Origin of the sequence: Micromonospora sp. D93 (genome assembly GCF_018070365.1) — a bacterium.
In the GTDB taxonomy this organism is placed as follows: Bacteria; Actinomycetota; Actinomycetes; order Mycobacteriales; family Micromonosporaceae; genus Micromonospora; species Micromonospora ureilytica.
This window is the reverse complement of record NZ_JAGPXW010000002.1, coordinates 341,326-365,263: the sequence shown is the minus strand read 5'-3', so window position 1 is coordinate 365,263 and position 23,938 is coordinate 341,326. Positions and strand designations below refer to the sequence as shown.

25 protein-coding genes and 1 pseudogene are annotated in these 23,938 nt (G+C 70.6%); 14 read left to right on the top strand and 12 right to left on the bottom strand.

All coding sequences use genetic code 11. The features are described 5' to 3' along the window. Positions 1-27: 27 nt before the first annotated feature. Positions 28-1,488: a benzaldehyde dehydrogenase gene (locus tag KBX71_RS03810; protein ID WP_210816537.1), complete on the bottom strand. Its 1,461-nt coding sequence runs from the start codon at positions 1,486-1,488 to the stop codon at positions 28-30. A 233-nt stretch (positions 1,489-1,721) separates the two neighbouring features. Between KBX71_RS03810 and KBX71_RS03805 the strand changes: the two genes are divergently transcribed. Genes KBX71_RS03805 through KBX71_RS03770 form a run of 8 tightly spaced genes read left to right on the top strand, consistent with a single transcriptional unit; the run spans position 1,722 to position 7,916 of the window. Continuing rightward, complete coding sequence (locus KBX71_RS03805) at positions 1,722-2,540, top strand: CoA transferase subunit A (protein ID WP_210816536.1); 819 nt, start codon at positions 1,722-1,724, stop codon at positions 2,538-2,540. Between the two features lie 26 nt (positions 2,541-2,566). Continuing rightward, entirely contained in the window at positions 2,567-3,337 is a 771-nt protein-coding gene (locus tag KBX71_RS03800) for a CoA-transferase subunit beta (RefSeq protein WP_210816535.1), read from the top strand. Further along, a complete protein-coding gene (pcaH, locus tag KBX71_RS03795) occupies positions 3,334-4,074 on the top strand; it encodes a protocatechuate 3,4-dioxygenase subunit beta (protein ID WP_247682852.1) in 741 nt (246 codons plus the stop codon). Before KBX71_RS03800 ends, pcaH begins: the two co-directional genes overlap by 4 nt. Continuing rightward, a complete protein-coding gene (gene pcaG / locus KBX71_RS03790) occupies positions 4,067-4,639 on the top strand; it encodes a protocatechuate 3,4-dioxygenase subunit alpha (RefSeq protein ID WP_210816534.1) in 573 nt (190 codons plus the stop codon). The genes pcaH and pcaG overlap by 8 nt, the downstream gene beginning before the upstream one ends. Further along, positions 4,614-5,954 (top strand): 3-carboxy-cis,cis-muconate cycloisomerase, encoded by a 1,341-nt coding sequence (gene pcaB / locus KBX71_RS03785; RefSeq protein ID WP_210816533.1) that lies wholly within the window; start codon positions 4,614-4,616, stop codon positions 5,952-5,954. The genes pcaG and pcaB overlap by 26 nt, the downstream gene beginning before the upstream one ends. Further along, positions 5,951-6,730 carry a 3-oxoadipate enol-lactonase gene (gene pcaD / locus KBX71_RS03780; RefSeq protein WP_247682851.1) on the top strand — a complete coding sequence of 260 codons (780 nt, stop codon included), beginning with the start codon at positions 5,951-5,953 and terminating at the stop codon, positions 6,728-6,730. The genes pcaB and pcaD overlap by 4 nt, the downstream gene beginning before the upstream one ends. Continuing rightward, a complete protein-coding gene (pcaC, locus tag KBX71_RS03775) occupies positions 6,727-7,107 on the top strand; it encodes a 4-carboxymuconolactone decarboxylase (protein ID WP_210816532.1) in 381 nt (126 codons plus the stop codon). The genes pcaD and pcaC overlap by 4 nt, the downstream gene beginning before the upstream one ends. Then, a complete protein-coding gene (locus KBX71_RS03770; RefSeq protein WP_307846947.1) occupies positions 7,104-7,916 on the top strand; it encodes an IclR family transcriptional regulator C-terminal domain-containing protein in 813 nt (270 codons plus the stop codon). Before pcaC ends, KBX71_RS03770 begins: the two co-directional genes overlap by 4 nt. A gap of 1 nt (position 7,917) precedes the next feature. Here the strand turns inward: KBX71_RS03770 and KBX71_RS03765 are convergent, their stop codons facing one another. The 3 genes from KBX71_RS03765 to KBX71_RS03755 all read right to left on the bottom strand — a co-directional run bounded on the left by KBX71_RS03765 (position 7,918) and on the right by KBX71_RS03755 (position 10,453). Then, positions 7,918-8,556 carry a DUF2306 domain-containing protein gene (locus tag KBX71_RS03765; protein ID WP_210816531.1) on the bottom strand — a complete coding sequence of 213 codons (639 nt, stop codon included), beginning with the start codon at positions 8,554-8,556 and terminating at the stop codon, positions 7,918-7,920. 98 nt (positions 8,557-8,654) lie between these two features. After that, positions 8,655-9,317, bottom strand: a complete 663-nt coding sequence (locus KBX71_RS03760) for a response regulator transcription factor (RefSeq protein WP_210816530.1) — start codon at positions 9,315-9,317, stop codon at positions 8,655-8,657. Continuing rightward, entirely contained in the window at positions 9,314-10,453 is a 1,140-nt protein-coding gene (locus KBX71_RS03755; protein WP_210816529.1) for a sensor histidine kinase, read from the bottom strand. Before KBX71_RS03755 ends, KBX71_RS03760 begins: the two co-directional genes overlap by 4 nt. A 131-nt stretch (positions 10,454-10,584) precedes the next feature. On the opposite strand from KBX71_RS03755, the gene KBX71_RS03750 reads away from it, so the two are divergent. Further along, positions 10,585-11,850: a prolyl oligopeptidase family serine peptidase gene (locus KBX71_RS03750; protein ID WP_210816528.1), complete on the top strand. Its 1,266-nt coding sequence runs from the start codon at positions 10,585-10,587 to the stop codon at positions 11,848-11,850. 43 nt (positions 11,851-11,893) lie between these two features. Here KBX71_RS03750 and KBX71_RS03745 read toward each other — a convergent pair whose 3' ends face one another. The 3 genes from KBX71_RS03745 to KBX71_RS03735 form a co-directional block, all read right to left on the bottom strand. Beyond that, positions 11,894-12,415, bottom strand: a complete 522-nt coding sequence (locus KBX71_RS03745; protein ID WP_210816527.1) for a hypothetical protein — start codon at positions 12,413-12,415, stop codon at positions 11,894-11,896. 120 nt (positions 12,416-12,535) lie between these two features. After that, positions 12,536-14,194 (bottom strand): RICIN domain-containing protein, encoded by a 1,659-nt coding sequence (locus tag KBX71_RS03740; RefSeq protein WP_210816526.1) that lies wholly within the window; start codon positions 14,192-14,194, stop codon positions 12,536-12,538. 8 nt (positions 14,195-14,202) lie between these two features. After that, entirely contained in the window at positions 14,203-15,708 is a 1,506-nt protein-coding gene (locus tag KBX71_RS03735; RefSeq protein ID WP_247682850.1) for a family 43 glycosylhydrolase, read from the bottom strand. 254 nt (positions 15,709-15,962) lie between these two features. On the opposite strand from KBX71_RS03735, the gene KBX71_RS03730 reads away from it, so the two are divergent. Further along, positions 15,963-16,397: a glutaredoxin domain-containing protein gene (locus KBX71_RS03730; protein ID WP_210816525.1), complete on the top strand. Its 435-nt coding sequence runs from the start codon at positions 15,963-15,965 to the stop codon at positions 16,395-16,397. 13 nt (positions 16,398-16,410) lie between these two features. Here KBX71_RS03730 and KBX71_RS03725 read toward each other — a convergent pair whose 3' ends face one another. After that, positions 16,411-17,598: an amidohydrolase family protein gene (locus KBX71_RS03725; protein ID WP_210816524.1), complete on the bottom strand. Its 1,188-nt coding sequence runs from the start codon at positions 17,596-17,598 to the stop codon at positions 16,411-16,413. Positions 17,599-17,903: 305 nt separating this feature from the next. On the opposite strand from KBX71_RS03725, the gene KBX71_RS03720 reads away from it, so the two are divergent. The 3 genes from KBX71_RS03720 to KBX71_RS03710 all read left to right on the top strand — a co-directional run bounded on the left by KBX71_RS03720 (position 17,904) and on the right by KBX71_RS03710 (position 20,321). Then, positions 17,904-18,323: a VOC family protein gene (locus tag KBX71_RS03720; protein WP_124820120.1), complete on the top strand. Its 420-nt coding sequence runs from the start codon at positions 17,904-17,906 to the stop codon at positions 18,321-18,323. Positions 18,324-18,365: 42 nt separating this feature from the next. Then, positions 18,366-19,256: a DUF1963 domain-containing protein gene (locus KBX71_RS03715; protein WP_210816523.1), complete on the top strand. Its 891-nt coding sequence runs from the start codon at positions 18,366-18,368 to the stop codon at positions 19,254-19,256. A 111-nt stretch (positions 19,257-19,367) separates the two neighbouring features. Further along, positions 19,368-20,321: a cyclase family protein gene (locus KBX71_RS03710; RefSeq protein ID WP_247682849.1), complete on the top strand. Its 954-nt coding sequence runs from the start codon at positions 19,368-19,370 to the stop codon at positions 20,319-20,321. Here the strand turns inward: KBX71_RS03710 and KBX71_RS03705 are convergent. Both KBX71_RS03705 and KBX71_RS34740 read right to left on the bottom strand, forming a co-directional pair. After that, on the bottom strand, positions 20,299-20,964 hold the full coding sequence (locus KBX71_RS03705) for a hypothetical protein (protein WP_247682848.1): 666 nt from the start codon (positions 20,962-20,964) through the stop codon (positions 20,299-20,301). The genes KBX71_RS03710 and KBX71_RS03705 overlap by 23 nt on opposite strands. A 21-nt stretch (positions 20,965-20,985) precedes the next feature. Next, positions 20,986-21,147, bottom strand: a pseudogene (locus tag KBX71_RS34740) (CPCC family cysteine-rich protein); the annotation flags it as partial. A 344-nt stretch (positions 21,148-21,491) separates the two neighbouring features. Here KBX71_RS34740 and KBX71_RS03700 point away from each other — a divergent pair. Continuing rightward, positions 21,492-22,847: a glycoside hydrolase family 6 protein gene (locus tag KBX71_RS03700; protein ID WP_210816521.1), complete on the top strand. Its 1,356-nt coding sequence runs from the start codon at positions 21,492-21,494 to the stop codon at positions 22,845-22,847. A 64-nt stretch (positions 22,848-22,911) separates the two neighbouring features. Here the strand turns inward: KBX71_RS03700 and KBX71_RS03695 are convergent, their stop codons facing one another. Both KBX71_RS03695 and KBX71_RS03690 read right to left on the bottom strand, forming a co-directional pair. Then, entirely contained in the window at positions 22,912-23,439 is a 528-nt protein-coding gene (locus KBX71_RS03695; protein WP_210816520.1) for a hypothetical protein, read from the bottom strand. Continuing rightward, positions 23,436-23,579 carry a hypothetical protein gene (locus tag KBX71_RS03690; RefSeq protein WP_210816519.1) on the bottom strand — a complete coding sequence of 48 codons (144 nt, stop codon included), beginning with the start codon at positions 23,577-23,579 and terminating at the stop codon, positions 23,436-23,438. The genes KBX71_RS03695 and KBX71_RS03690 overlap by 4 nt, the downstream gene beginning before the upstream one ends. Between the last annotated feature and the right edge of the window lie 359 nt (positions 23,580-23,938).

Sequence of the window (23,938 nt, the reverse complement as noted above, 5' to 3'; positions counted from 1 at the left end):
TCCTGGCACGCTTCTCTCCTCCCGGTCTCAGAACGGGTACCGCGTGATGGCGCCCCGCACGGTGAGCCACTGGGTCTCGGTGAACGCGTCGACGTTCGCCGCGGGCCCGCCGAACCGGGAGCCGGTGCCGGACGCTCCCACCCCACCGAACGGCGCCACCGCCTCGTCGCTCACCGTCTGATCGTTGATGTGCACGATCCCGCTGGGTATCCGGTCGGCGAGGGCCATCGCCCTCATCACGTCGCCGCTCAGGATGCCCAGCGACAGGCCGTACTCGGTCTGCCGGGCCAACTCCACGGCCTCGTCCTGGTCGGCGAAGGTAATCACCGGCGCGACCGGGCCGAAGACCTCCTGGGCGTACGCCGGGGTCGCGGGGGTGACGTCGGTCAGCACCGTCGGCCGGTAGAACAACCCCTCGTAGGTGCCCCCGGCCGCCAGTCGGGCGCCCGCGTCGACGCTCGCCGTGACCAGCGCATGGATCTTGTCGCGCTGGCGCTCGTCGATGATCGGCCCGAGCGCCACCCGCTCCTTCGCCGGGTCGCCGACCGGCAGGTGGTCCGCCTTCTCGGCCAGCCGCTCGACGTACCGCTCGGACAGGCTCTCGTGCACCAGGTGTCGGCCGGTGGTCATGCAGATCTGGCCCTGGTGCAGGAACGACCCCCAGGCGCCGGCAGAGACCGCGAGGTCAAGGTCGGCGTCGTCCAGCACGATCAGCGCCGAGTTGCCGCCGAGTTCGAGGTGCGCGCGTTTGAGGTGGCGTGCCGCGGCCTCGCCGACTTTGCGGCCGGCGGCGGTCGAGCCGGTGAAGCTGATCACCCGTACGTTCGGGTCGGCCACCAGCGCCTCGCCGACCTCGACCCCGCCGGGAAGGACGTGCAGCAACCCATCGGGCAGGCCGGCCTCCTCGAAGACCCGGGCGACAGTGACACCGCCGCAGACGGCAGTGCGCGGATCGGGCTTGAGCACCACGGCGTTGCCCAGCGCCAGGGCCGGGGCGACGGAACGGGTGGCCAGGATGAGCGGGAAGTTGAACGGCGCGATGACCCCGACGACGCCGACGGGCAACCGGCGAGCGAGGCTGAGCCGCGGTTGCGCGCTCGGGATGATCTCGCCGAGCGGGTGCGAGGCCAGCGCCGCCGCCTCGTAGCACTCCTGCGCCGCGGTGTCGGTCTCGACAACGGCCTTGGGCGGGGTGGACCCGGACTCCCGCACGATCCAGTCGCCGATCTCGGCGGCGTGCCGTTCGAACAGGTGCCCGGCCCGGCGCAGCACCGCGGCCCGCTCGGCGTAGCCGGTGGCGGCCCAGGCGCGCTGGGCGGTGGCGGCGCGTTCGCAGGCGCGCGTCACATCCTCGGCGTTCGCCACGCCGACCTGGCCGATCTCCTCCCCGGTGGCGGGGGATCGCACGGGCGCCATCCCGCCCGCCGGTTCCACCCAGCCGTTGCTGTGCAGGGTGCCCTGCCAGGTCGTGGCGTCCAGCAGTGTCATGGCGGTCCTCCTCGGAGGTGTTCGCTTACCGAACGGCCGTTCTCTCCATGAACGTTGGCACGTGGTCCGGCTCGCGTCAACGCATCGCCCGACGTCAGTCCGAAGCACTGTGGACGCTGGGCCAACCTGTCGTTGACGGATGGCACCCACAGTCGTACGTTCGAGATGAGTACGGCAGTCCGCATAGCGAACGGCTGGCGGCAGCACGGTTTTCGCAGGAGGCGGGGAGGCCCATGGCGAAGCTCGTCTCGCTGGCCGAGGGCGTGGCGGACCTGGTCCGCGACGGTGACGTGGTGGCCCTGGAAGGGTTCACCCACCTCATCCCGTTCGCCGCCGGTCACGAGATCATCCGCCAGGGACGGCAGGACCTGACCCTCGTGCGGATGACCCCCGACGTCATCTACGACCAGCTCATCGGCGCGGGGTGCGCCCGCCGCCTGGTCTTCTCCTGGGGCGGCAACCCGGGCGTCGGGTCGCTGCACCGCTTCCGGGACGCCGTGCAGCACACCTGGCCCCGTCCGCTCGAGTTGGAGGAGCACAGTCACGCCGGCATGGCGAACCGCTACGTCGCCGGGGCGTCCGGGCTGCCGTTCGCCGTCCTGCGCGGCTACACCGGCACCGACCTGCCCGAGCACACGACCAACATCCGGCCCATCACCTGCCCCTTCACCGGCGAGACGCTCACCGCGGTCCCTGCCCTGCGCCCCGACGTCACTGTGGTGCACGCCCAGCGCGCCGACCGGAACGGCACCGTGCAGATGTGGGGCATCACCGGGGTGCAGAAGGAGGCGGTCCTCGCCGCCCACCGGTCACTGGTCACCGTCGAGGAGATCGTGGACGAGTTGGAACCCGTACCCGGACAGGTCGTCCTGCCCGGTTGGGCGGTCACCGCGGTGGCCGAGGTGCCCGGAGGCGCGCACCCCTCCTACGCCCATGGCTACTCGGTGCGCGACAACGACTTCTACCGGGCCTGGGATGCCGTCAGCCGGCACCGCGACACCTTTCGCGCCTGGCTGGACGAGCACGTGCACGGGGCCGGGGCGATGGCGTGAGTCAGCGCGGCGAGCGAGGGGACGCGATGGCGGACTGGACCGCGGACGAGATGATGACCGTCGCCGCCGCGCGGCAACTGCGCGACGACACCGCCTGCTTCGTCGGGATCGGGTTGCCCAGCACCGCCGCGAATCTCGCCCGGGCGACCCACGCCCCGAACCTCGTGCTCATCTACGAATCGGGGTGCCTCGGCGCGAAGCCGGACCGGCTTCCGCTCTCCATCGGAGACGGAATCCTCGCCGACACGGCGGACGCGGTGGTGTCGGTGCCCGAGGTGTTCAACTACTGGCTCCAGCCCGGTCGGATCGACGTGGGCTTCCTCGGCGCCGCGCAGCTCGACCGGTACGGCAACATCAACACCACGGTCGTCGGGGGCGACTACGACGCCCCGACGGTCCGGCTGCCCGGCGCCGGTGGCGCCCCGGAGATCGCCGCCTCCTGCGGTGAGGTCGTGGTGATCGTCCGGCAGGACCTCCGGACCTTCACCGAACGGGTCGACTTCGTCACGTCGGTCGGGTATGGGACGGGCCCGGGAGACCGGGAACGACTCGGCCTGCGCGGCGGAGGTCCCCGAGTGGTGATCACCGATCTCGGCGTCCTCGAACCCGATCCGGTCACCTGTGAACTCACGCTGACCCGCCTGCACCCGGGCGTGACGCGGGAGCAGGCGCGGGCGGCCACCGGCTGGGACCTCGCCGTCGCAGAGGGTCTGGCCACGGGCGAGCCGCCGACGGCGCGGGAACTCACTGTGCTGCGGGCACTGGAGGCGACGAAGTCAGACGGGAGACGACCATGACCACTCAGGACGCCGGCGGCCTGGTGTTACCGCGGTACCGGCGCGACGACGTCGACGCCCACCCACCCCTGCTCAGTCCCGGCTACAAGTCGACGGTGGCGCGGGCGCCGAGTCACCCACTGATCTACCTGCCGCAGCGGCTGACCGAGGTCACCGGGCCGTTGTTGGGGGAGGGGCGGCTCGGTGCGCTCGACCACGACCTGACCCGGCAGTGCGACGGTGAGCCGCAGGGCCAGCGGATCATCGTGCACGGGCGGGTCCGCGACGGCGACGGCCGACCGATACCCCGCACGCTTGTCGAGATCTGGCAGGCCAACGCCGCCGGCCGCTACCGCGACGCACGCGACACCTGGCCGGCGCCGCTCGACCCCCATTTCGAAGGGGTGGGTCGGGCGCTCACCGACGATCAGGGGAGGTACCAATTCATCACCGTGCAGCCCGGCGCCTATCCCTGGCGTAACCACGACAACGCCTGGCGGCCGGCACACATCCACTTCTCCCTCTTCGGCCGCGCGTTCACCCAGCGGCTGGTGACGCAGATGTACTTCCCGGGCGACCCGCTCTTCTTCCAGGACCCGATCTTCAACTCGGTCCGCGACCCGAAGGCCCGGGAACGGATGATCGCCCGGTACGACCACGCCACCACCGCACCGGAGTGGGCGCTGGCGTTCGAGTTCGACATCGTGCTGCGTGGTCGGGAGAGCACCCCCTTCGAGGACGAGGACGACGATGAGTGAGCAGTTGGGCGTGATGCCCGCGCAGACCGTCGGGCCGTACCTGCACATCGGCCTGCGCTGGCCGGACGGCCCGTACGTCGTACCCGAGGGCACGCCGGGCGCGTTCTGGATCAGGGGTCGGATCGTCGACGGCACCGGGACGCCGGTGGTCGACGCGATGGTGGAGAGCTGGCAGGCCGACCCGGACGGCTGGTTCGACCATCCGGACGACCCTCGGGGGGCCCGGCAACCCGCGCTCGCCGGCTTTCGCGGATTCGGACGCAGTGAGACCGACGGGCAGGGGTGGTATCGGCTGTTGACCGTCAAGCCGGGTTCGCTGCCCGAGCCGGATGGCGGCACCGAAGCGCCCCACCTGGCCCTGTCGGTCTTCGGGCGAGGGCTGCTGCACCGCCTCGTCACCCGGCTCTACTTCTCCGACGAGCAGGCCGCGAACGCCGCCGACCCCGTGCTGGGCAGCGTCGACGCCGACCGCCGTGGCACCCTGCTGGCGAGTCCCGCCTCGGACGGATTCCGGTTCGACATCCACCTGCAGGGCGACGATGAGACCGTCTTCTTCGCCGTCTGACGGCCTGCTCGGCGGTCTCTCCGGCACCCCGGACGTCGACGCGGAACTCAGCGACCCGTCAGTGCTCCAGGCGATGCTCGACGTGGAGGCCGCGCTCGCCCGCGCCGCGGCGGACGCCGGCATCCTGCCCGCACCGGCGGCCGAGGCGATCGTCGAGCAGTGCCGCGCAGAGCGGTACGACCCGGGGGCGCTCGGCCGGGCGGCCGACGCCACGGGCAACCCGGTGGTCCCGCTGGTGGGCGAGCTGACCGCCGCCGTGCCGGAGGACGCCCGAGCCTGGGTGCATCTCGGGGCGACCAGCCAGGATGTCCTGGACACCGCGCTGGTCCTGGTGGCCGTGCGGGCGCTCGGGCCGCTGCTGGGTCACCTCGACGCCGCCGTGGACGCGGCCGCCCGGCTGGCCGACGCCCATCGGGACACCGTGATGGTCGCTCGGACACTCGGGCAGCAGGCGGCACCCACCACGTTCGGGCTCAAGGCCGCCGGCTGGTTGACCGGTCTGGTCGAGGCCCGGGACCGGCTGCGTCAGGTCCGCGTCGCACAGCCCGCGCAACTCGGTGGCGCCGTCGGCACCCTGGCCGCGTTCGGCCCGGCCGGTGCCGAGGTCACCGAGCGGTTCGCCGCGCACCTGGGTCTCCCGTCGAGCCCGCTGCCCTGGCACACCCGCCGTCAGCCCTGGCTCGATCTGGCCACCGCCCTCGGTGGGTTGCTCGTGGCCGCCGGCAAGGTCGCGCTCGACGTCGGGTCGCTCGCCCAGAACGAGATAGGCGAGGTCGCCGAGGGCGGCACCGGACGCGGCGGGTCCTCGGCCATGCCGCACAAGCGCAACCCGGTTGACTCGATCCTCGTCACCGCCGCGGTGCGACGGGGTCCGGGTCTCGTCGCCACCCTGTTCGCCACGGCGGTGCAGGAGCACGAGCGGGCCGCCGGCGCCTGGCACGCAGAGTGGGAGCCGCTGCTCGATCTGCTGCACGTGGCCGGTGGCGCCGCCGCCCGCTGCGCCCGGATGCTGGTCGGGCTACAGGTCCACCCGGAGCGGATGCGGGAGAACCTCGATGCGACAGGCGGCCTTCTGCTCGCCGAGGCCGTCGCCGTGCGGCTGGCGCCCGCTGTCGGTCGCGGCGTCGCACACGACCTGGTGACCCGCGCCGCCACCGAACCGTCGTTCCGCGCCGCGCTACTCGCCGACCCAGAGGTCCGCGCCCACCTGTCCGACACGGAGCTGGCCGAGGCGCTCGACCCGTACCGCTGGCTCGGCTCGGCCGGCCGGTTCGTCGACAGCGCCCTGGTCGCCGTTCGGGGAGCCGACGGATGACCTCCCGGTTGCATCTCACCGTCGACGGCCCGGCCGCCGCTCCGGTGCTGCTGCTCGGCAGCTCCCTCGGCACCGCCGCCGCGATGTGGGAACCCCAGGTCCCGGCGCTCGCCGAACGGTTCCGGGTCATCCGGTACGACCACCTGGGTCACGGCCGCTCGGCGGTGCCGTCCGGGCTGTACACGGTGGACCTGCTGGGTCGGGAGCTGCTGCGGACGCTGGACGACCTCGACGTGGCGTGGGTCCACTACGCGGGGCTGTCCCTCGGGGGCATGGTGGGCATGTGGCTGGCCACGCACGCGCCCGAGCGGGTGCGGCGGCTGGCGCTGCTCTGCACGTCGGCGTCGCTCGGCCCACCCGAGCAGTGGCGGGACCGAGCCGCGACGGTACGCGCTGACGGTCTGCCGGCGATCGCCGACGCGGTGGTGGCCCGCTGGTTCACCCCGGCCTTCGCCGCGGCTCGGCCGGAGGTGGTCGCCGCCCACCGCACCATGCTGACCGCGACGTCGTCGGCCGGATACGCCGCCTGCTGCGAGGCGATAGCCGCGATGGACCTCCGGCCCGACCTCGACCGCGTCACCGCGCCGACGCTTGTCGTCGCGGGCGCGGACGACCCGGCCACCCCGGTGGAGCACGCCCGCGGGATCGTCGGGCGCATCCCACAGGCCCGGCTGGTCGTGGTCGACGCGGCGGCGCACCTGGCCAACGTCGAGCAACCCGAGCAGGTGTGCCGACTCCTGTTGGAACACTTCCACGAGGAACGTGGTGACGGATGAACGACCGCGAGCGGCACGAGGCGGGCATGACGGTACGTCGACAGGTGCTCGGTGACGCGCACGTGGACCGCGCGATCGCCGGCACTGACGAGTTCACCGCCGACTTCCAGGACTTCATCACCCGCTACGCCTGGGGGGAGGTGTGGAGCAGGCCGGGCCTCGACCGGCGTACCCGCAGTTGCATCACCCTCGCCGTGCTCGCCACCCTGCACCACGACGAGGAGTTGGCGATGCACGTCCGAGCCGCGCTGCGCAACGGGTTGAGCCCGGCGGAGGTGGCGGAGGTCCTGCTCCAGGTCGGCGTCTACGCTGGTGTACCGGCGGCGAACCGGGCGTTCAAGGTGGCCCGGGAGACCCTGCGGCAGGAGGCCGGGTGAGCGTGAGCGAGGACGCGGCGAGGTCGCCGGAGTTCGTCCAGTCGCTGGAGCGCGGGCTCGCGGTGATCCGGGCCTTCGACGCCGAGCATCCGCGGCTCACGCTCAGCGAGGTGGCCAGACGGACCAGGCTGACCCGTGCCGCCGCGCGCCGGTTCCTGCTCACCCTTGTCGAGTTGGGTTACGTGCACACCGACGGCCGGCTCTTCTCGCTGCGGGCACGGATCCTCGAACTCGGCTACGCGTACCTGTCCAGCCTGAGCCTGCCCGAGGTCGCGCAGCGGCACATGGAGGCGCTCGTCGCGCGGGTGCACGAGTCCTGCTCGGTGTCCGTCCTCGACGGCGACGAGGTCGTCTACGTGGCCCGCGTGCCCACCAAACGGATCATGACGGTGGGGATCAGCGTCGGCACCCGGTTCCCCGCGTACGCCACCTCGATGGGCCGGGTGCTGCTCGCGGCGCAACCGGTGGACTGGTTGGACGACTACCTCGCCACGGCGCAGCTGCGGCCGCTGACCCGGCGCACCGTCACCGACCCGGCCAAGCTGCGCACCGTCCTGACGAAGATCGCCACCCAGGGGTACGCCATCGTGGACCAGGAGCTGGAGGAGGGGCTGCGCTCGGTGGCCGCGCCGATCCACGGCGAGAACGGGTCGGTGATCGCGGCGGTGAACGTCTCCGCGCACGCCACCCGCGGGTCCTTCGAGATGATCCGTCGGGAGCTGCTCCCGCCGCTGCTGGCCGCCGCGAAGCGGATCGAGGAGGACATCCGGGGTGGCCCGCGCCGACCGGCCGACGCCGAGCCGTCTTGATTCAGCGCAGGGCCGCCGCCGTGACGACCGGCGCCGGACGCCGCAGGTACCATTCGGCCACCGCCAGGTTGATCACCCAGCCGGCGGCCACCAGGCCGGCCCGGAGGTTCCCGTCGGGCTGTTCGCCGGTCGCGATGAGGTACGGCGCATGGGTGAACGCCTGGGTGCCGGCGCCGAGACCGATCGCGTAGCCGCGAACCATCCACCTGCGGTGCTGTGCGATGTCCCGGCGTAGCACGGCGGCGAGACCGAGCAGGATCGCGCCGGCCATTGCCGAGCCGACGACGAGCCGCATGCCGGCGAGCACGTCGTTGTCGTGGGCCGGCAGGTCGTACGCGACGGCCATCCACAGGCCGGTCGACGCGACCGTCAGTCCACAGGGGACGAGCAACCGACCGACACGGCGGTGCCAAGAATGGCGGCGCAGACGGGGTACGAACTGGAACGCGCCGAGGATCGTGTAGGCCACCGCGCCGACGATGTGCAGCACCACCGGCAGCGGATCGGCGACGAAGCGCGCGTTCGCCGGGGTGACCTCCGGTCCGGTGCCCAGCTCGGTGAGCCGGCCCGCACCGGCGAGCATCGGTATCAGGCCCAGCAGGATCAACGCGGCCGGTAGCCGCCACTCGCGGATCGTCATGCCACCGATGGTGGACGCCGTACCCGCCCCGGCTCATCGGCACATGGGCCGCGATCGGGTCGGCCCATGGTCGGACGCCGTCGTCGTACTTTCGCCGCTCACCAGTGTCTCCGGCTGCGGTTGGTCTCGTATGCCCACATCGCCACCTCGACCCGGTTACGCACACCCAGCTTGGTCATCAGGCTGGTGACGTGCGACTTGACAGTGCTCAACGTGATGTAGAGCTCTTCAGCGATCTCCTGGTTGGTGCGTCCCCGCGCGACGGCGACCAGGACCTGCTCCTCCCGGTCGGTGAGCGCGTCGATGGGCTGCTGGCGCGGCGCGCCCGGATCCGTGTCGGCGAACGCCTTCAGCAGCCGTGTGGTGACGCTCGGCGCGATCAGCGCGTCCCCGATGGCGGCCGCGTGCACGGCCTGGCTGAGCAGGTCGGGACCGGCCTCCTTGAGCAGGAAGCCGCGGGCGCCGGCCCGCAGTGCCGCGTACACGTACTCGTCGAGGTCGAAGGTCGTGATGACGACCACCGCGAGCGGCTCCGGGACCGTTGGCCCGGCGAGCGCCCGGGTGGCCTCGATGCCATCCATGACCGGCATGCGAATGTCGAACAGACACACGTCCGGGCGGAGCCGCCGGGCGAGTTCGACAGCCTGCCGACCGTCGCCAGCCCCACCGACGACCTCGATGCCGGGCCGCGTGTTCAGGATGATGGTGAGGCCGGTGCGGACGATCTCCTGGTCGTCCGCCACGAGCACACGAACCGTCACGCGCCGGCCCCCTCGCGCGGGAGCACGGCCGTGACGGTCCATCCACGGTCCGGATTGGGGCCGGCCTCGCACGTGCCGCCGAGCAGGTCGGCGCGTTCCATCATGCCCACCAGGCCGAAACCGGGCGAGCCGGTCGCGCGGGCCGCGCCGGCCTCACCATCGTCGCTGACCTGCAGGCGCACGGACATGTCGTCGGCCGCGACGCTGACCTCGATGCGGGTGGCGTGGCGGGCGTGGCGACGCGCGTTGGTGACCGACTCCTGGGCCAGGCGGTAGAGCGCGGAGCCGACAGTGGGCGGAAGGTCGCCGAGGTCGCCGCGCAGATCCACGTCGACGGTCGGCCCGGTGCGGAAGTGGTCGGCGAGCCGCTCGATGTCGGCGACCTGCGGGTTGGGCCCCAGGTCGGCGGGCTGGTCGCGGCGCAGGACGCGGACCATCGCGCGCATCTCGGCAAGCGCACGGGACGCCTCGGCCTCGATGGTGCGCAGCGCCTCGACGGCGGCGTCCGGTTGGCTCGCCGACGCGGCGATGCCGGCCTGGGCGCGGATCGCCATCGCCGACACGTGGTGGGCCACCGTGTCGTGCAGGTCACGGGCGAGCCGTTCACGTTCCAACAGCTTCGCCTGATCGAGCTCGCGCAGCCGGGCGGCGGCGCGGAAGCGGATCGCGACACCGAGCGTGGCGGCGGCGAACATCACCGCGAAGCCGGCGACCAGTTCGCCGCCGTCGATCGAGCCGACCAGGCCGGCGGCGGTCACCTTGGCCACCACGAACAACGAACCGAGCACGGCATCCCGGCCGGCGCCCCAGCGGAACAGCGCGTAGACCAGGACGACCAGGAAGCTCGCCGTGAACAGCTGGCAGGGATCACCGGGCAGCACGAACGGGGCGACAGTCGTGCAGCCGAACGCGATCACCACCATCGCGAGCGGCCGAGTGCGCCGCCACCGCAGCGTGGGCAGCAGCGCGAGCGCGACGACGACACAACCGACCCGCCACGGCAGATCGGGCCGGGAGATCCCCTCCACCACGATCGCCGGCGCGAGGACTGCGATCACCGCCCAGTCGCGCCACACCCGCGACGGGGTGGGTGAGACACGAGGCTCGGCCAACACCGCGTGCAGTCGAGGGTGCATGGAACCCATCGTACGAACGGTGGTGCGACTCCAGATCGTCCCAAAGTACGACCCGGTTGCCAGCGGATCTCCGCGGCGTTACGTTGAGACGCCATCGACGAACGTCTACCTAGCAAGGTACGGGGGCCCGCATGTCCACGCCTGTCACTCGTCGCACCGTCCTGGCCGGTGGGGCCGGCGCCGCCATCGGCCTGGCCCTGCCCGGCCTCGCCGCCCACGCCGGTGGTCACCATCCCACCAGCGTGAGCTTCACCCTCGACGCGACAACGCTGGACGGCGGTGAGCAGGTCACCTCGGTCACCCTGGACACCGGCCGGCTCGGGCCGATCGACCCGGCCGGGCTGACCCCCGGCACGTTCACCGTGCACGCCAAGGCCACCAGCCCGATCCCGATCGCTCCCGGCGACCAGATCTTCAGCGAGTACGACCTGGACCGCACGGTGACCGCGGCCCGGCTCGACCGACACGGGAACATCGTGCTGGAGCTGAGCCACGCCGAAGGTCAACCCGGCGGTGGCACCCTCGGCTACATCCTGAGCAGGGGCCGCAACGTCCGACTGGACCTCGTCTACACCATCACGCAGAACACCCCCATCGTCAGGCGTCACGGCTCGCCGGTCACCATCACCCGCTTCGTGCAGGCAGGGCTGTCGAACCCCGAGGTGGACGCCTTCAGCTACCACGTCTCAGGCTCGGGTCTGAAGTACCGGCTGTACTCTCCCGACCACTCGCCCCGGCGCGGTCGACGGCCGCTGATCGTCTGGCTGCACGGCGGGGGCGAGGGTGCCTCACTGCCCGACGGCTACTACGACAACGAGACCACGCTGCGCGCCAACCGCGGCGCGCTCGGCTTCGCCACTCCGCAGGCACAGCGGATCTTCTCCGGCGCGTACGTCGTCGCTCCCCAGAGCACCTCCTACTGGATGGAGGACGGCCCCCGGTTCGCCCCGCTGATCCGCGAGATCGTTCGAGACCTCGTACGCCGCGAGTCGGTCGACCCCGACCGGATCTACGTGGTCGGCTGCAGCAACGGTGGCTACATGTCCCTGGAGATGACCTCGACCTATCCCGACCTGTTCGCCGCGTCGGTGCCGATCTGCGGCGTCGTCGAGCCGCTCAGCGGGGAGGGTCCGCCGCTGATCACCGACGCGGAGCTGGCGAAGATCCGGACGCCGACCTGGCTGGTCACCTCGCGCGACGACGACACCGTGCCACCCGAGACCAACACGATCCACGCCCACGACCTCATCCCGGGTTCGCTGCTCAGCCTGTACGACCACGTCGTCTGGAACGGCTACCAGTTCCCCGGCCACTGGTCCTGGATCTACGTGGCCCGCAACGACCCGAGCCTCAACGGCACCCACATCTGGCAGTGGATGGCCCGCCGTCGTCGGTGATCGACCCCTCCGGGCAGGCCGAAGAGTGCCGCGCCGGCACGGACTACTTGCGGCGTAGCTCGCGCAACACGCCGTGCCGGCGCACCGCCCACGTGAGGCGTCGGACGCGCGGGTGCCACACGAACAGCACCGCCGCCCGGCGGATCAGGCCGAGCCGGTTGTCGCTCATCTGGTTCTCGATCGCCTGCCAGATCAGCTCGCGTACCTTGGCGCTGGCCAGCACCGCCCGCACCTCACGCCGCACGGCAGGGTCCTCGGCCGCCGACGTGATGGCGGTAGCCTGACCCGGGCGGCCCGCGAGCGGCTCCACCGCCGCCGCGACGAGCGGTCTGCGTACCTCGTCCTGCTCCAACAGCAGCAACACCGCTTCCCGGATCTCGACCGTCTCCAGGGCGGACCGCAGCAGGCTCAGCAGGCTGCGCTCCACCTCATGGTCATGATCGGGGACGGACAGCGTCGCCAGCAGCCCCGCGATCTCCTCGAGATCGACGACGTGTCGCACCCCGGTACGGAACTCCGGCAGCTCCCACGCGACCTGCAGGGCCTTGACGAGATTGCGGTTCATGGGCCATCCGCTACCCGCAAGCGCCAGCCGGTGAAACCCCACGCCCGCTCCGGGCGGCAGCGCCAGCCACGATCCGGCGAGGAGCGGCCGCCCGAACCCGGGCGGCCGCTCGTCATCGGGTCAACACCACGTCAGCGTCGAGTTGACCCGGGTGACGTTGCTGATCGTGTTGTTCGCTCCACCGCAGGGGCTCTGGGTGATGTTGGTGCCGCTGACTGTCAGATTCTGGAACCGGATGCCGGAGGAGATAGGGAACTCGGTGCGCGCCGCGATCCTCACCTCACCACCGCCCGTCACCGTCCCGGACACCCCCGCGATGACCACGTTGTAGCAGTTCTCCACCAGGATCGCGTTGTTCCCCGTGTTCGAGATCGTCACCCGGTCGATGACCGCGCCGCCGGACTCGGACACGCAGAAGATCCCCCGGCCACCGCCGGACGCGAGCACGGTTCCGACCCGGATGTTTGTCGGGTACGAGTTGCCCACCCGGCCGTTGCGGTTGGCCATCCGGAACGCCGCGTACCCGGTTCCGGCCCCGGCGCCCTGCGCGTCGACAGTGCCGACCGTGGCGTTGATCGTGTCGTTGAGCAACAGGCCGGAGTCCCGGGTGTTCCGGGCGGTGACAGTGCCGATCGTCAGACCGTCCACGCCGTACGTCTCCACCCCGTGTGTGCCGGTCCCCGACACGTACACGTTGTCGATGCGGATGTTGCGCACCTTGACCGCTCGGTCCCCACCGTGGTTGTCGATGCGGACGCCCAGGCCCGCGGAGAGCCGCATGTCGATCTGCCCGAGGGTCAGGTTGTTCACGTTGCGCATGAAGATCCCGTACAACGGCGAACCGGTCAGCGTGAGGTTCTGCACCTCGACGTCGGTGGTTCCCCGCGAGTACACCGGCGCCTGGTCGCCCGAGCCCGACCCGGTCACGTTGATCGTGCCGCACACGGCCAGGGTCGTGTACGACGGCAGCGACAACCGCGAGCCCGCGCTCATCGAGCCGGAGCCGCGAACCACCACCCGCTGCTTCGACGTCCGACCCGCCGACAGCGAGTTGACCGCCGCCTGCATCGCCGACAACATGTCCGAACCCGAGTAGACAGTTGACGAGCCGTTGCGGGACGTCCAGGTGCTCCCGCTCAGTACGGCCTCGGCGTTGCTCGACCCGCTGCCACACCCGGTGGCCGGTGGCGTACTGCCACCGCCTACCGCGACCAGTTGCCACTGTTGGTTCGTTCCGTTGAGGTCGGCGTACTGACTGACCCGGCCACCGTCGGCGGTGGACCGCTCCCAGACCTCGAGTGCCTTCGCGGAGTGACGGTTGATCAGCCGGACATAGCCGCCGTCGGAGTCGAGAACCTGGAACTGCTGGTTGGTGCCGTTCTGATCGGCGTACTGGCGGTACTCGGCGCCGTCGGCGGTGTTCCACTCCCAGAGGTCGACGACCTTGCCGCTGTGCCGGGCCTTGAGGCGGTAGTAGCCGCCGCCGGAGGAGACGAACTGGAACTGTTGCCACGCGCCGTCGTTACGGGACCACTGCTGGATCACGGCGCCGTCCGCCGTCGAGGTGTCCCGGACGTCGAGGACCTTGCCGCTGTTTCGGTTGACCAGGACGTAGTAGGCGCTGGTGTCGATGCTCGCCGCCGTTGCCGGCGGTGCGCCGACCAACACGGCAGCGGCCGCGCCGACCAGCGTGGTGATCACGGCGAGCGTCAGGCCGGTACGCAGGCCACGACCTGCCGATCCGCCGTCGGACGGTCTTTTCGTGCTGGTGAAGGACATCGCTCCTCCTACTCCAGGTGGAAGGTGGCCGAGGCACGGTCGGCGCTCGAACTGACCGCCTCGATGTAGAGCAGTCCGTCGCGGTGACGCACGTGGCGGCCCGGGAAGTTCTGCGACTCCAGGGAGATCCCGGCGCTGTCGGCGAGGCCGGCCTGACGACGGAAGCTCGCGTCGCCGCCGAACAGAGCCGAGCCGTCGTTCCTCTCGACGTAGAGGGCGTAGCCCCGGTGGCGCAGGTAGTACCCGGGGAAGTTTGTCGACTCCAGTGACACCGATCCGCCGCCGGCGAGGCCGGTGACGATGCGGAACTGCGAGTCGGCCAGGTTTGTCACGTTCGGCTCGATCCGGGCCCGGTAGTCGTAGTGCCGGATGTAGCTGCTGGCCTGGTCATGGGACCGTAGCCGAACCGGCGTGGCCCCGTCGGGCACCGGGATGCCGAAGTTCGGGGTGCCGTCGGCGTTCCAGTACACCTTCTGCAGCCGGGTGCGTCGGTTCGGGTCGTTGAGCGGATCGCCGGTGATGTCGCGGTAGTTCCGGTCGTGGTAGACGAGGATGTCGCTCTGCCCGTCCTCGGAGACGGTGAACGAGTTGTGGCCGGGGCCGTACTGGCTGGTGGCCGCGTTGCTGGCGAACACCGGGCTGGGGCTCTTGCTCCAGGAGGCGGCGTCGAGCAGGTTCGCGCTGGCGGAGGCGCTCAGCATCCCGAGGCAGTAGTTGGCGTCCGTGGCGCTTGCCGAGTAGGTCAGGAAGATCCGACCGTTGCGTTGGATCACCGCCGGCCCCTCGGCGACCCGGTAGCCGCGGGTCTCCCAGTCGTACGTCGGCACGACGAGCCGGGTCACCGTCCCCGTGATCTGCCACGGGTTGGCACCCATCCGGGCGAGGTAGACGTTGGAGTTGTTGGACGTGCTCGGTTCCTGCTGCGCCCAGGTCAGGTAGCGCACCCCGTTGGCGACGAAGGTCGAGGCGTCCAGGCTGAAGGTGTCCCAGGGTGTCGTGATCCGGCCGCGTTCGGTCCACGAACCGGCCAGCGGGTTGGCGTTGGCGTTCTCCAGCACGTACATCCGGATCCGCCACACGTCGTCGGTCCGGCCGGCGGCGAAGTAGACGTACCACCTGTTGTTGATGAAATGGATCTCCGGCGCCCAGATGTGGGCGCCCATCTCGCCGCTGGTGTGGCGGCTCCAGATCGTCGTCTCCGCCGCCGTTGCCAATCCCTGCAGGGTGGTGGCCCGTCGCAGCACGATCCGGTCGTACTGCGGCACCGTCGCGGTCAGGTAGTAGTAGCCGTCGGTGTGCCGAAAGATGTGCGGGTCGGCCCGCTGGTTCACCAACGGGTTCGTGTAGTTGACGGCCGGCGCGGCGTGCGCCGGCCCGGCCACGGGCAGACCGGCCGACACGGCGAGCACGACCAACACCGCGGCCAGCACCGACCGCAGACGCCGAGGGCCACCGCGGCCGGCAGACAACCCTTGGCGGGTGATCGGATCGGTAGGAGCGAGTGGCAGCGGCATCTGTCCTCCGCGAGATTCGGAACGGCCATTGACCAGCACAGGGATCACCGCCGCGATGCCGTAGCCGATCCGGTCGACGCCACGCGGCGACGTCGGGCAGGACCGGGGGAGACGCACGAGGGGCTGGGAATGTGACGGTGGCGTTTCATTCAGGTGGCGGACTTATGTTGGCGTTAACATCGATACATGTCAAGGCGTGGCAGCCGCCCACCGGAGCGGCGGCAGTCGGCGTACCTGGGAGTAGTGTCAACGGCGTGCTGCGACGGTGGATGCTGGCGATCCTGATGGTGACGTGCGGCGTGCTGGTGGCGGCGTCGCAACTGACCGCCGGCCTGCCCGTCGTCGGAGGCGTCGAGTTGTTGGTCTTCCTGGTGTTGGCCCTGCTGCTGTCGCCGTGGGTTTTTCCCCGCTCGGTGGGTGCCGCCGAGGCGCAGCGGGCCAGCGCGGTGGACGGCCGGCCGATCGTCTACTGGCGTCCCGGTTGCCGCTACTGCCTACAGCTCCGGTTCTCCCTGGGCCGGCTCGCCCAACGCGCGCACTGGGTGGACATCTGGCGCGACCCGGCCGCTGCTGCCGCCGTCCGGGCGGTGGCCGGCGGCAACGAGACCGTGCCCACCGTCGTGCTCGGCGATCAGGCTGTCGTGAACCCCGACCGGGCCTGGTTCCGCGAGCAACTCCGCTCGTCCTGACCCGGCGACACACCTAGCTCACCAGGTCACCGGCGCGATACACGGCGAGCGGGCGGCGCAGCGCCGTGATGTCGCTCGTCGGGTCGTCCTCCACGATCAGCAGGTCGGCCTCGAACCCGGGGCGCACGCGGCCCTTGCGTCGGCCCAGGCCACACACCTCGGCGCCGACCGAGGTGGCCGAGGCGAGAGCGGCGCTGGCGGGGATGCCGCAGGCCACGTACTCGACGAGCGTCTCAGGCAGGATCCCGTGCGGCTTCGCGGGGCCGAGACCCGCGTCCGAACCGGCCACCAGGCGGACCCCGGCCCGCTGAAGGGTGGCGGCGCCGTCCCGCAGCGCGGCCTCACTGAGCCCGGCCCGTGCTGCCATCTCCACCACCTCCGGTGGCGTGACCACTGCCGGGTCGGTGCCGAGCGTGGCACAGACCGCCACCCCGGACGCGGCCAGGCGGTCCGCGAGCTCGCCGGGAACGCGGGCGCCGGCCGCCGTCACGCAGGTGCAGTGCTCGATGCCGTCCACACCGACGCGCAGCGCCTGCTCGACCGCGCTGAGCGCGTGCGCGTGCGCGGTCACCGGCAGACCCAGATCGTGAGCCTCGGTCAGGGCTGCGGTCAGCTCCTCGTCGGTGAACTGCGGCCTCGTGGTGTCGGTGCCGGGGGTGAACACCCCGCCGCTCGCCATGACCTTCACCAGATCGGCGCCGGCCGCCGCCCGCAGGCGTACGGCCTCGCGGACCCCGTCGACGCCGCTCGCCTCGCCCCCCAACAACCAGCAGTGCCCGCCGACGCTGGTGAGCGGTGCACCCGCCCCCAGCACCGTTGGCAGGTCGCTGCGTACCCCTCGGCCCCGCCACCGGAGCACCGCGCCGCGCCGGTCGCCCAGGTCCCGGACCGTCGTGACCCCGGCCGCCAGGTGCCGGCGCAGTGACGCCTCGACGACCGCGTCGAGTTCCGACTCGGGACGCTCGGCGAGCCGGCCGAGCGCGTCGGGACCGGCGTCGGCGCACAGGTGCACGTGCGCGTCGATCAAGCCGGGCAGCACGGTGCCGTTCGGCTCCTCGCGCACCGGCCAGCCCTCCGGCGCCTCGGCCCTACCCCGGTGCACGTCGACGATGCGTCCGTCGTCGAGCAGGACCAGCACCCCGCCGTCCACGAGCCGCTCGCCGTCGAACATCCGGGCCACCCGGACAGCATGCTTCGTCATCGTCACCCCAACCCGCCCCGCTCGGTCACCGTCGCCACCGCCGACGCGCCGCGACATCCTCGTCCGCTGGCGGCACCGGTCAGGACCTGACCATCGCACCGCCACTGACGCACAGCCTCCCTCGCCAGAGCGAGATCTCTTCCCCCTGCCGGGTTGGCGGCCTGCCCGTGCGTCCGTGCGGGTTCGGGCGTCCGAAGGGTGAGTTCGGGGCATCACCCGCCGCGGTGGCGTTTTCGCCGACGTCTGCGGGGGATACCGACGCCGCCCGAATGTCCGCGCTACTCGCTCACGACAGGAGGACGGTCATGGCGTTGGCCAACCCGGCACCCGACTACTTCGAGCCCGAGGACGGCATGTTCCTCGCGACACTGCTGATCGTTCGCGATCTGGAGCGGTCCCGGGAGTACTACGAGCGGGTGTTCGGGGCGACCTGCGTCCATGAGAGCAGCCCGCTGATCATGAAGTTCTTCAACAGCTACATCATCATCAACGTCGAGGGCGGTCCGACCGACGACAAGCCGACGGTGCAGGCCAAGGCGCCGGCCGACTCCAACACCCTGAGCTGCGCGATGAACGTGCGGGTCCGGGACATCCGGAAACTCTACGAGGAGTGGAAGTCCCGGGGCGCGGACTTCCTCACCGAGCCGAAGGACCACGGAACGGAGATCCGCTGCTACCTGCGCGACCCGGACGGATACCTGGTCGAGATCGGACAGGGTCTCTGACGGTACGGCCGTGATGCCGCCTTCCTGGCATCATTCCGGACCATGGATCATCAGGGGCGGTTTGGTCGTGCCGCGCTCGGCTTGGGCATCCCGGACGACGAGATCAGCAGGTTCACCGAGCACCTGCGTCTGTCGATCCGGTTGAGCGGCGGTGCAGGCGGCGCTCCGGTCGGGCAGTTCGGTGGGTTGCCCCGACTGCCGGTGGGCACGGACTGGCCGACCGCCGAGGCCAGACCGTTGCCGTTCATCTTCTCCGTCGACTGCGCGGCGCTGCCGAGAGTCGACGGCTTCGGCCTGCCGGCGGACGGCTCCCTGCTCTTCTTCCTGAACCACGAGGAGGACCATCTGGCCGCTGGCAAAGGGGAACGCGGGTACGCCCGAGTCGTCTACGTACCGGTCGATGCCGACACCCAGGTGGTGGAGAAGCCCGCCAATTACGAGCACGTCGGCGAGCAGTACGACATCTGCGCCACGCTCGGCGCGGGGCTGCCTCCGTGGATCGCGACAGACGACGATGAGGATGAGGATGAGGACGAGGACGACCTGTCGCCCTTCCAGCAGCAGTTGGCCCGTGACCTGCAGCGTGACCTGCCGCATCTGGATGAGCTCTGCGCGCTGGCCGACGACCTCTGGCCGCCGGACGAAGGGCTTGCCAGCGCCGACATCGGCGGGTATGCCGACGACGAGGTGATCAGGAGTATCGCGGAGCAGACCCTCGCCGGCCGCGAGAAGGACGGCGAGATCGTCATCCCGGTGGCGCAGTGGTATTCCCAGCTGGAGCGGGAGCAGCACCGGCTCACGAGCGAGTGGGTGTCGCTCGCCCGTTTCTCCCTGACCGACGAGTACTACCACGGCACTTTCGTGATCCGCCACGACGACCTGGCCGCCGGTCGGCTGGAGAAGGCGCTCTCGGTGACCGAGTTCAGTGAGTAGAACACCGGCGGCAACGCATCCGCGCTGCCTGCGGTCGTCCGTCGATCAAGCAGCGGGATACCCTGACCTGCGGTGCTTCGAGACCGCGTGACCAGAGGAGTCGATGCTGACATGACGGCAGGGCGAGCGATGCCGACGCAGGACGACGTGCTCGGGTACTTCGACACGCTGTCGAACTGGGGGCGCTGGGGCGACGACGACGAACTCGGAACCCTGAACCACGTCACCGACGACGTGCGGCTGGCGGCGGCGCGGGCCGTGCGTCACGGCAGGAGCGTGTCCTGCGCCTGGGAGGTTGCCGCACCGGGAGACATGGAGCGGACGACGACAGCCTGCCCGTGCACCGCCGACATGCCGGGTGCCGAGAACATGCCGCCGGCCTTCCACGCCGACCGGCGCTGGGGCTTCTCGTCCGAGCGGCTCGGCATCTCGTACCACGGCAACACCATCACCCACCTCGACTCGCCGTGCCACATCTTCTGGGACGGCAAGACGTACAACGGGCGCTCCCACTCGTTGGTCGACGCCGCGACGGGCTCGGCGTGGGCGGCCGTCACGGCGGCCGCGAACGGGATCGTCACGCGTGGAGTCCTGCTGGACGTTGCGGCGGCCCGCGAGGTGCCGTGGTTGGAGCCGGGGCACGGCGTGTTTCCCGACGATCTCGAGGAGGCCGAGCGTCGCCAGGGTGTGCAGGTGCGACCCGGCGACGCGGTGCTCCTGCGGACCGGCTACGGCCGCTTCCGGCACGAGAACGGTGCGGCCAGCGGTTTCACGCAGGCCGGCTGGCACGCGTCCTGCCTGCCGTGGCTGCAGGAACGAGGAGTGGCGCTGATCGGGGCCGACTCTCCCCAGGACGTTCAGCCGTCGGGGTACGACGACGTGTTGATGCCGGTGCACGCCGTGAGCCTCGTCGCGATGGGTCTGTGGATGCTCGACAACTGCGACCTGGAGGCGTGCGCCACGACGGCCACCGAGCTCGGCCAGTGGGACTTTCACCTGGCAGTAGCGCCGGTCCGCTTCGCCGGCACGTCCGGCAGCCCGGTCAACCCGATCGCCACGTTCTGACCACGGGTGCTGCGTCTGCCGGCGCATCGGGATCGCCGGACCATCGTGTGATGATCGAAGCAGTGATGTAGTAGCCGCCTTGACTGTTCACGGTCACCACGTGCAGATCTACCGAGGTCGGCGTTACCTTCAGCAGGTGGGCGTCCCAGTCCTGGTAGCGGAGGTCCCGCAACCACACATCTTCGAGTTCTGCTGCGACCTGGTGCGGCGATGCGGCTTGTTCGGCGAGGCAGTAGGCGGTCAGTTGACGGGCAGGATCCGCGCTGCTGGACACGGTCACCTGCCGGATCGATCGGCAGCGCCAGAGGTGGTGGTCGAAGTCGATCTCCATGCCGGAGAGGTTGTCGGGATCGGCAGGCGGCGTCGCGTCGGCGACAGCACGCACGGCAGCGACGAATTCGGTGACCCGACTGTCGCCGTCGTCGCCGTAGGTGAGGGCACTGGGCGTGACGTCCTCCCACCAGGCTCGCGCGGTGCGGCGCCGCCACCAGTACAGGACCGTCCGGTCGGCGGGCCACGGGGCCAGGCTCCCGCCGCGTGGCTCAAACCGGTCGCGGCGATCATCGATGCGCCGCCAGAAGGGCTCCCGCTCGAAACCGGTTACGTCGGCGCGGGTTTGCGTACCGGCATCTGGGCTGGACACGAACGGAGTGATGCTCCTCTGGGCATCGAACAATGAGCGTTCGTTCGTACCGCCCGCCCGATACGGCCAACGGAGTTGGTAGACGTCGTCCTCCCACCCGCACACGGGACAGATCTCATGGGATCCCGGTGGTTCCGAGAGGGTGCGATATCCGCAGCACACACAGGGGTAGGTGGGCTCCATGCCGCTAAGCGTGCACTAGGCAATCTCGTGGAGTCTTGCGCTTTTTGCGGCGTCGGCTGCGCGGAACTGCCGCTGCGGGGCGGTCGGCGGCTGTGCGGCCAGTTACGCAAGTTCGACTAGCCAGCAGGAGACGACGCCGCTGCCATCGCGGGCACAGAGATAGCAATGGCGGCCATCGCACCGACGTGGGGGCCCCGGTACGAAGCTCGTGCGGCATAATGCGGTTATAGATCGAAGGGCATAAATTCTTGGCAGGGCTTCGGCCCGCTGCGCTGCGGTCGGAGCAACCGGGCCGGATCGGTAGCCGCAGGCCGGCGCCGGGTCAGGTACTGAGGGGGCTACCAATGACCGTGCCACGTCGGGGACGCGTACCCGCCCAGGTTCGTCCGTTCCTCTCCGCCGCTGTGTCCGTCCTCGTCGTGGGGGTGCTCGCCGCCGCCGGTCCGGCCAACGCGGCCGATCCGCCGCACCGGCTGGCCAACCCCTACGTCGGAGCCCAGGTCTACGTCAATCCCGAGTGGGTCGACCGCGCCGTCGCGGAGCCCGGCGGCGACGCGGTCGCCGGCGAGCCGACCGCGGTCTGGCTGGACCGGATCGCCAGGATCGAGGGGGCCGACGGGACGATGGGCCTGCGTGCGCACCTGGACGCAGCCGTGGAACAGCACGCCGACCTCGTCCAGTTGACCCTGTACAACCTGCCGGCCCGCGACTGCGGCCGGCGGGCCCCGCAGGGTGAGCTGTCGATCGGGGACCTGGCCCGGTACCGGGCAGAGTTCATCGATCCGATTGTCGAGATCCTCGCTGCGCCTCAGTACGCCGACCTGCGGATCGTCGCCTTCGTCGAGCCGAACTCGCTGCCCGACCTCGTCGTCAACACCGGCAACCGGTACGCGGCCACCCCGGCCTGTGACGAGGCGCTGGCGCGCGGCACCTATCAGCACGGGATCGGGTACGCCCTGGCCCGGCTCGGCGCTCTGTCCAACGTCTACTCGTACCTCGACATCAGTCATCACGCCGAAGTCGGCTGGCCGGAGGACTCCGGTCCGCTGACGGCGCTGCTGTCGCAGGCCGCGACCACCGCCGGCAGCACGATGGCCGACGTCCATGGCTTCGTGGCCAACACTGCGAACTACTCGGTCCTGCACGAGGAGTACTTCCGCGTCGACGGTGTCATCAACGGCCAGCCGGTGTACCAGTCGAAGTGGGTCGACTGGAACCCGTTCATCGACGAGGTGCCCTACGCGCGACACCTGCGGGGATTGTTGATGCAGGCGGGCTTCTCGCCGGACGCGGGTGTCGTCGTCGACACCTCGCGCAACGGCTGGGGTGGTCCGAACCGACCCGCCGGCCCGGCGTCCTCGGGCAATCTGAACAGTTACGTCGACGGCAGCCGGATCGACAGGCGGGCGGCGGTCGGAAACTGGTGCAACCAGAGGGGCGCCGGTCTCGGTCCGCGTCCGGTCGCCGAACCGGAGCCAGGCATCGACGCCTACGTCTGGGTCAAGCCGCCCGGCGAGTCCGACGGCACCAGCGGCAGCCCGAATGCCGGCCAGCCGTACGAGCCGATGTGCGATCCGTACTACCTGCCGCCTCGCGGTTCCGCGTACGACACCGGCGCGATGCCGGGTGCCCCGCCGCTGGGGGAGTGGTTCCCGGCGCACTTCCATCAGTTGCTGGCCAACGCCTGGCCGCCCCTGTGACAGTGGTTCCACACCGACGCCGGCACGGCCCCGGCGAGCATGGCGACAAGTAACCTGCGGATTCTCATGGCTTCTCCAGTCTTCGAATCATGGCTGCGCGCCGGCGGTAGTCGACGGCCACGGCGATGACCAGCGGGCCCCACGCGAGCATCGGGGCGTAGTAGCGGAGCACCTCCCAACCGGGAGTCGGATGCACCGGTTCGTCGTCGCCGATGCCTACCCATCCGCTCTGCACGAGGTGGAACCTCTGGTTCAGGAGGAAGTACACGCAGATGGCGACGAGCGACCAGCCGCCGATCCGCGCGACGCGCACGATCGGACGCGCCGGGATGTGACGGCCCCCGAGGCGGGGCACCCAGTCTGGAAGTCGTTGTCCCCACCGGTGCACCAGCCCGAGTGTCAACAGGGCCAGCGCCATCGACACGGCGGACAGGAAGATCATGTACCAGCGCGTGGTGGAATCGTCGGTGAACACCAACGACAGTCGCCACAGTGCGGACGGCAGGACGCAGAGCGGTACGGCGTAGGCGGCCCAGATCGCCCAGGGCGGCGGGGCGGCGGTCGAGACGTGGGTCGAGTCGGTGGGGCTCATCGACGCTCCGATCCTGCGAGGTTGGTCATCGAGGTGTCGGCCGAGGTGGTGAGGGCGTAGCCGGTGGTGGTGACGGCCAACGACACTCCCCAGCCGAGGAACACCAGCAGCGTCGCGGTGACGGCCCATCCGTCCCACACGTCGGACCAGGGCGTGTCCCGGATCGACCAGATCGGTGCGATCGCAGGCGGTATATCCCCACCGGCCGCCCGCGATCCAGTAGAGCCGCTGAGCCACCGCGGCGACGACGAACACGACGCACGCCAGCGCCCACGGTCTGGTGCGGGTCGGTACTTCAACGACAGCCATGGACCAACGATCGTTGGCTGCGGATCAGCTCTCCTCCCCGACGGATGGGGTAGCACTCCCTCTGCTGGGGGACCGGCGGCCCAGGGCTCAAGGAATGCTCAAATTCGATCGACGTGAACCACTGAATCCGCGAACGCGATTACGCTCACCGGACCGGTCCGCCGGCAATCACCCGTCGTAGGCAGAAGGA

Bases quoted from the DNA above. Each gene is read 5' to 3' on its own strand.
- pcaG (WP_210816534.1), top strand. From the start codon at position 4,067: ATGAGTGAGCAGTTGGGCGTGATGCCCGCGCAGACCGTCGGGCCGTAC.
- KBX71_RS03735 (WP_247682850.1), bottom strand. From the start codon at position 15,708: ATGCCGCTGCCACTCGCTCCTACCGATCCGATCACCCGCCAAGGGTTG.
- KBX71_RS03745 (WP_210816527.1), bottom strand. From the start codon at position 12,415: ATGAACCGCAATCTCGTCAAGGCCCTGCAGGTCGCGTGGGAGCTGCCG.
- pcaH (WP_247682852.1), top strand. From the start codon at position 3,334: ATGACCACTCAGGACGCCGGCGGCCTGGTGTTACCGCGGTACCGGCGC.
- KBX71_RS03800 (WP_210816535.1), top strand. From the start codon at position 2,567: ATGGCGGACTGGACCGCGGACGAGATGATGACCGTCGCCGCCGCGCGG.
- KBX71_RS03805 (WP_210816536.1), top strand. From the start codon at position 1,722: ATGGCGAAGCTCGTCTCGCTGGCCGAGGGCGTGGCGGACCTGGTCCGC.
- pcaD (WP_247682851.1), top strand. From the start codon at position 5,951: ATGACCTCCCGGTTGCATCTCACCGTCGACGGCCCGGCCGCCGCTCCG.
- KBX71_RS03720 (WP_124820120.1), top strand. From the start codon at position 17,904: ATGGCGTTGGCCAACCCGGCACCCGACTACTTCGAGCCCGAGGACGGC.
- KBX71_RS03715 (WP_210816523.1), top strand. From the start codon at position 18,366: ATGGATCATCAGGGGCGGTTTGGTCGTGCCGCGCTCGGCTTGGGCATC.
- KBX71_RS03740 (WP_210816526.1), bottom strand. From the start codon at position 14,194: ATGTCCTTCACCAGCACGAAAAGACCGTCCGACGGCGGATCGGCAGGT.
- KBX71_RS03810 (WP_210816537.1), bottom strand. From the start codon at position 1,488: ATGACACTGCTGGACGCCACGACCTGGCAGGGCACCCTGCACAGCAAC.
- KBX71_RS03695 (WP_210816520.1), bottom strand. From the start codon at position 23,439: ATGAGCCCCACCGACTCGACCCACGTCTCGACCGCCGCCCCGCCGCCC.
- pcaB (WP_210816533.1), top strand. From the start codon at position 4,614: ATGAGACCGTCTTCTTCGCCGTCTGACGGCCTGCTCGGCGGTCTCTCC.
- pcaC (WP_210816532.1), top strand. From the start codon at position 6,727: ATGAACGACCGCGAGCGGCACGAGGCGGGCATGACGGTACGTCGACAG.
- KBX71_RS03755 (WP_210816529.1), bottom strand. From the start codon at position 10,453: ATGCACCCTCGACTGCACGCGGTGTTGGCCGAGCCTCGTGTCTCACCC.
- KBX71_RS03700 (WP_210816521.1), top strand. From the start codon at position 21,492: ATGACCGTGCCACGTCGGGGACGCGTACCCGCCCAGGTTCGTCCGTTC.
- KBX71_RS03765 (WP_210816531.1), bottom strand. From the start codon at position 8,556: ATGACGATCCGCGAGTGGCGGCTACCGGCCGCGTTGATCCTGCTGGGC.
- KBX71_RS03750 (WP_210816528.1), top strand. From the start codon at position 10,585: ATGTCCACGCCTGTCACTCGTCGCACCGTCCTGGCCGGTGGGGCCGGC.
- KBX71_RS03710 (WP_247682849.1), top strand. From the start codon at position 19,368: ATGACGGCAGGGCGAGCGATGCCGACGCAGGACGACGTGCTCGGGTAC.
- KBX71_RS03725 (WP_210816524.1), bottom strand. From the start codon at position 17,598: ATGACGAAGCATGCTGTCCGGGTGGCCCGGATGTTCGACGGCGAGCGG.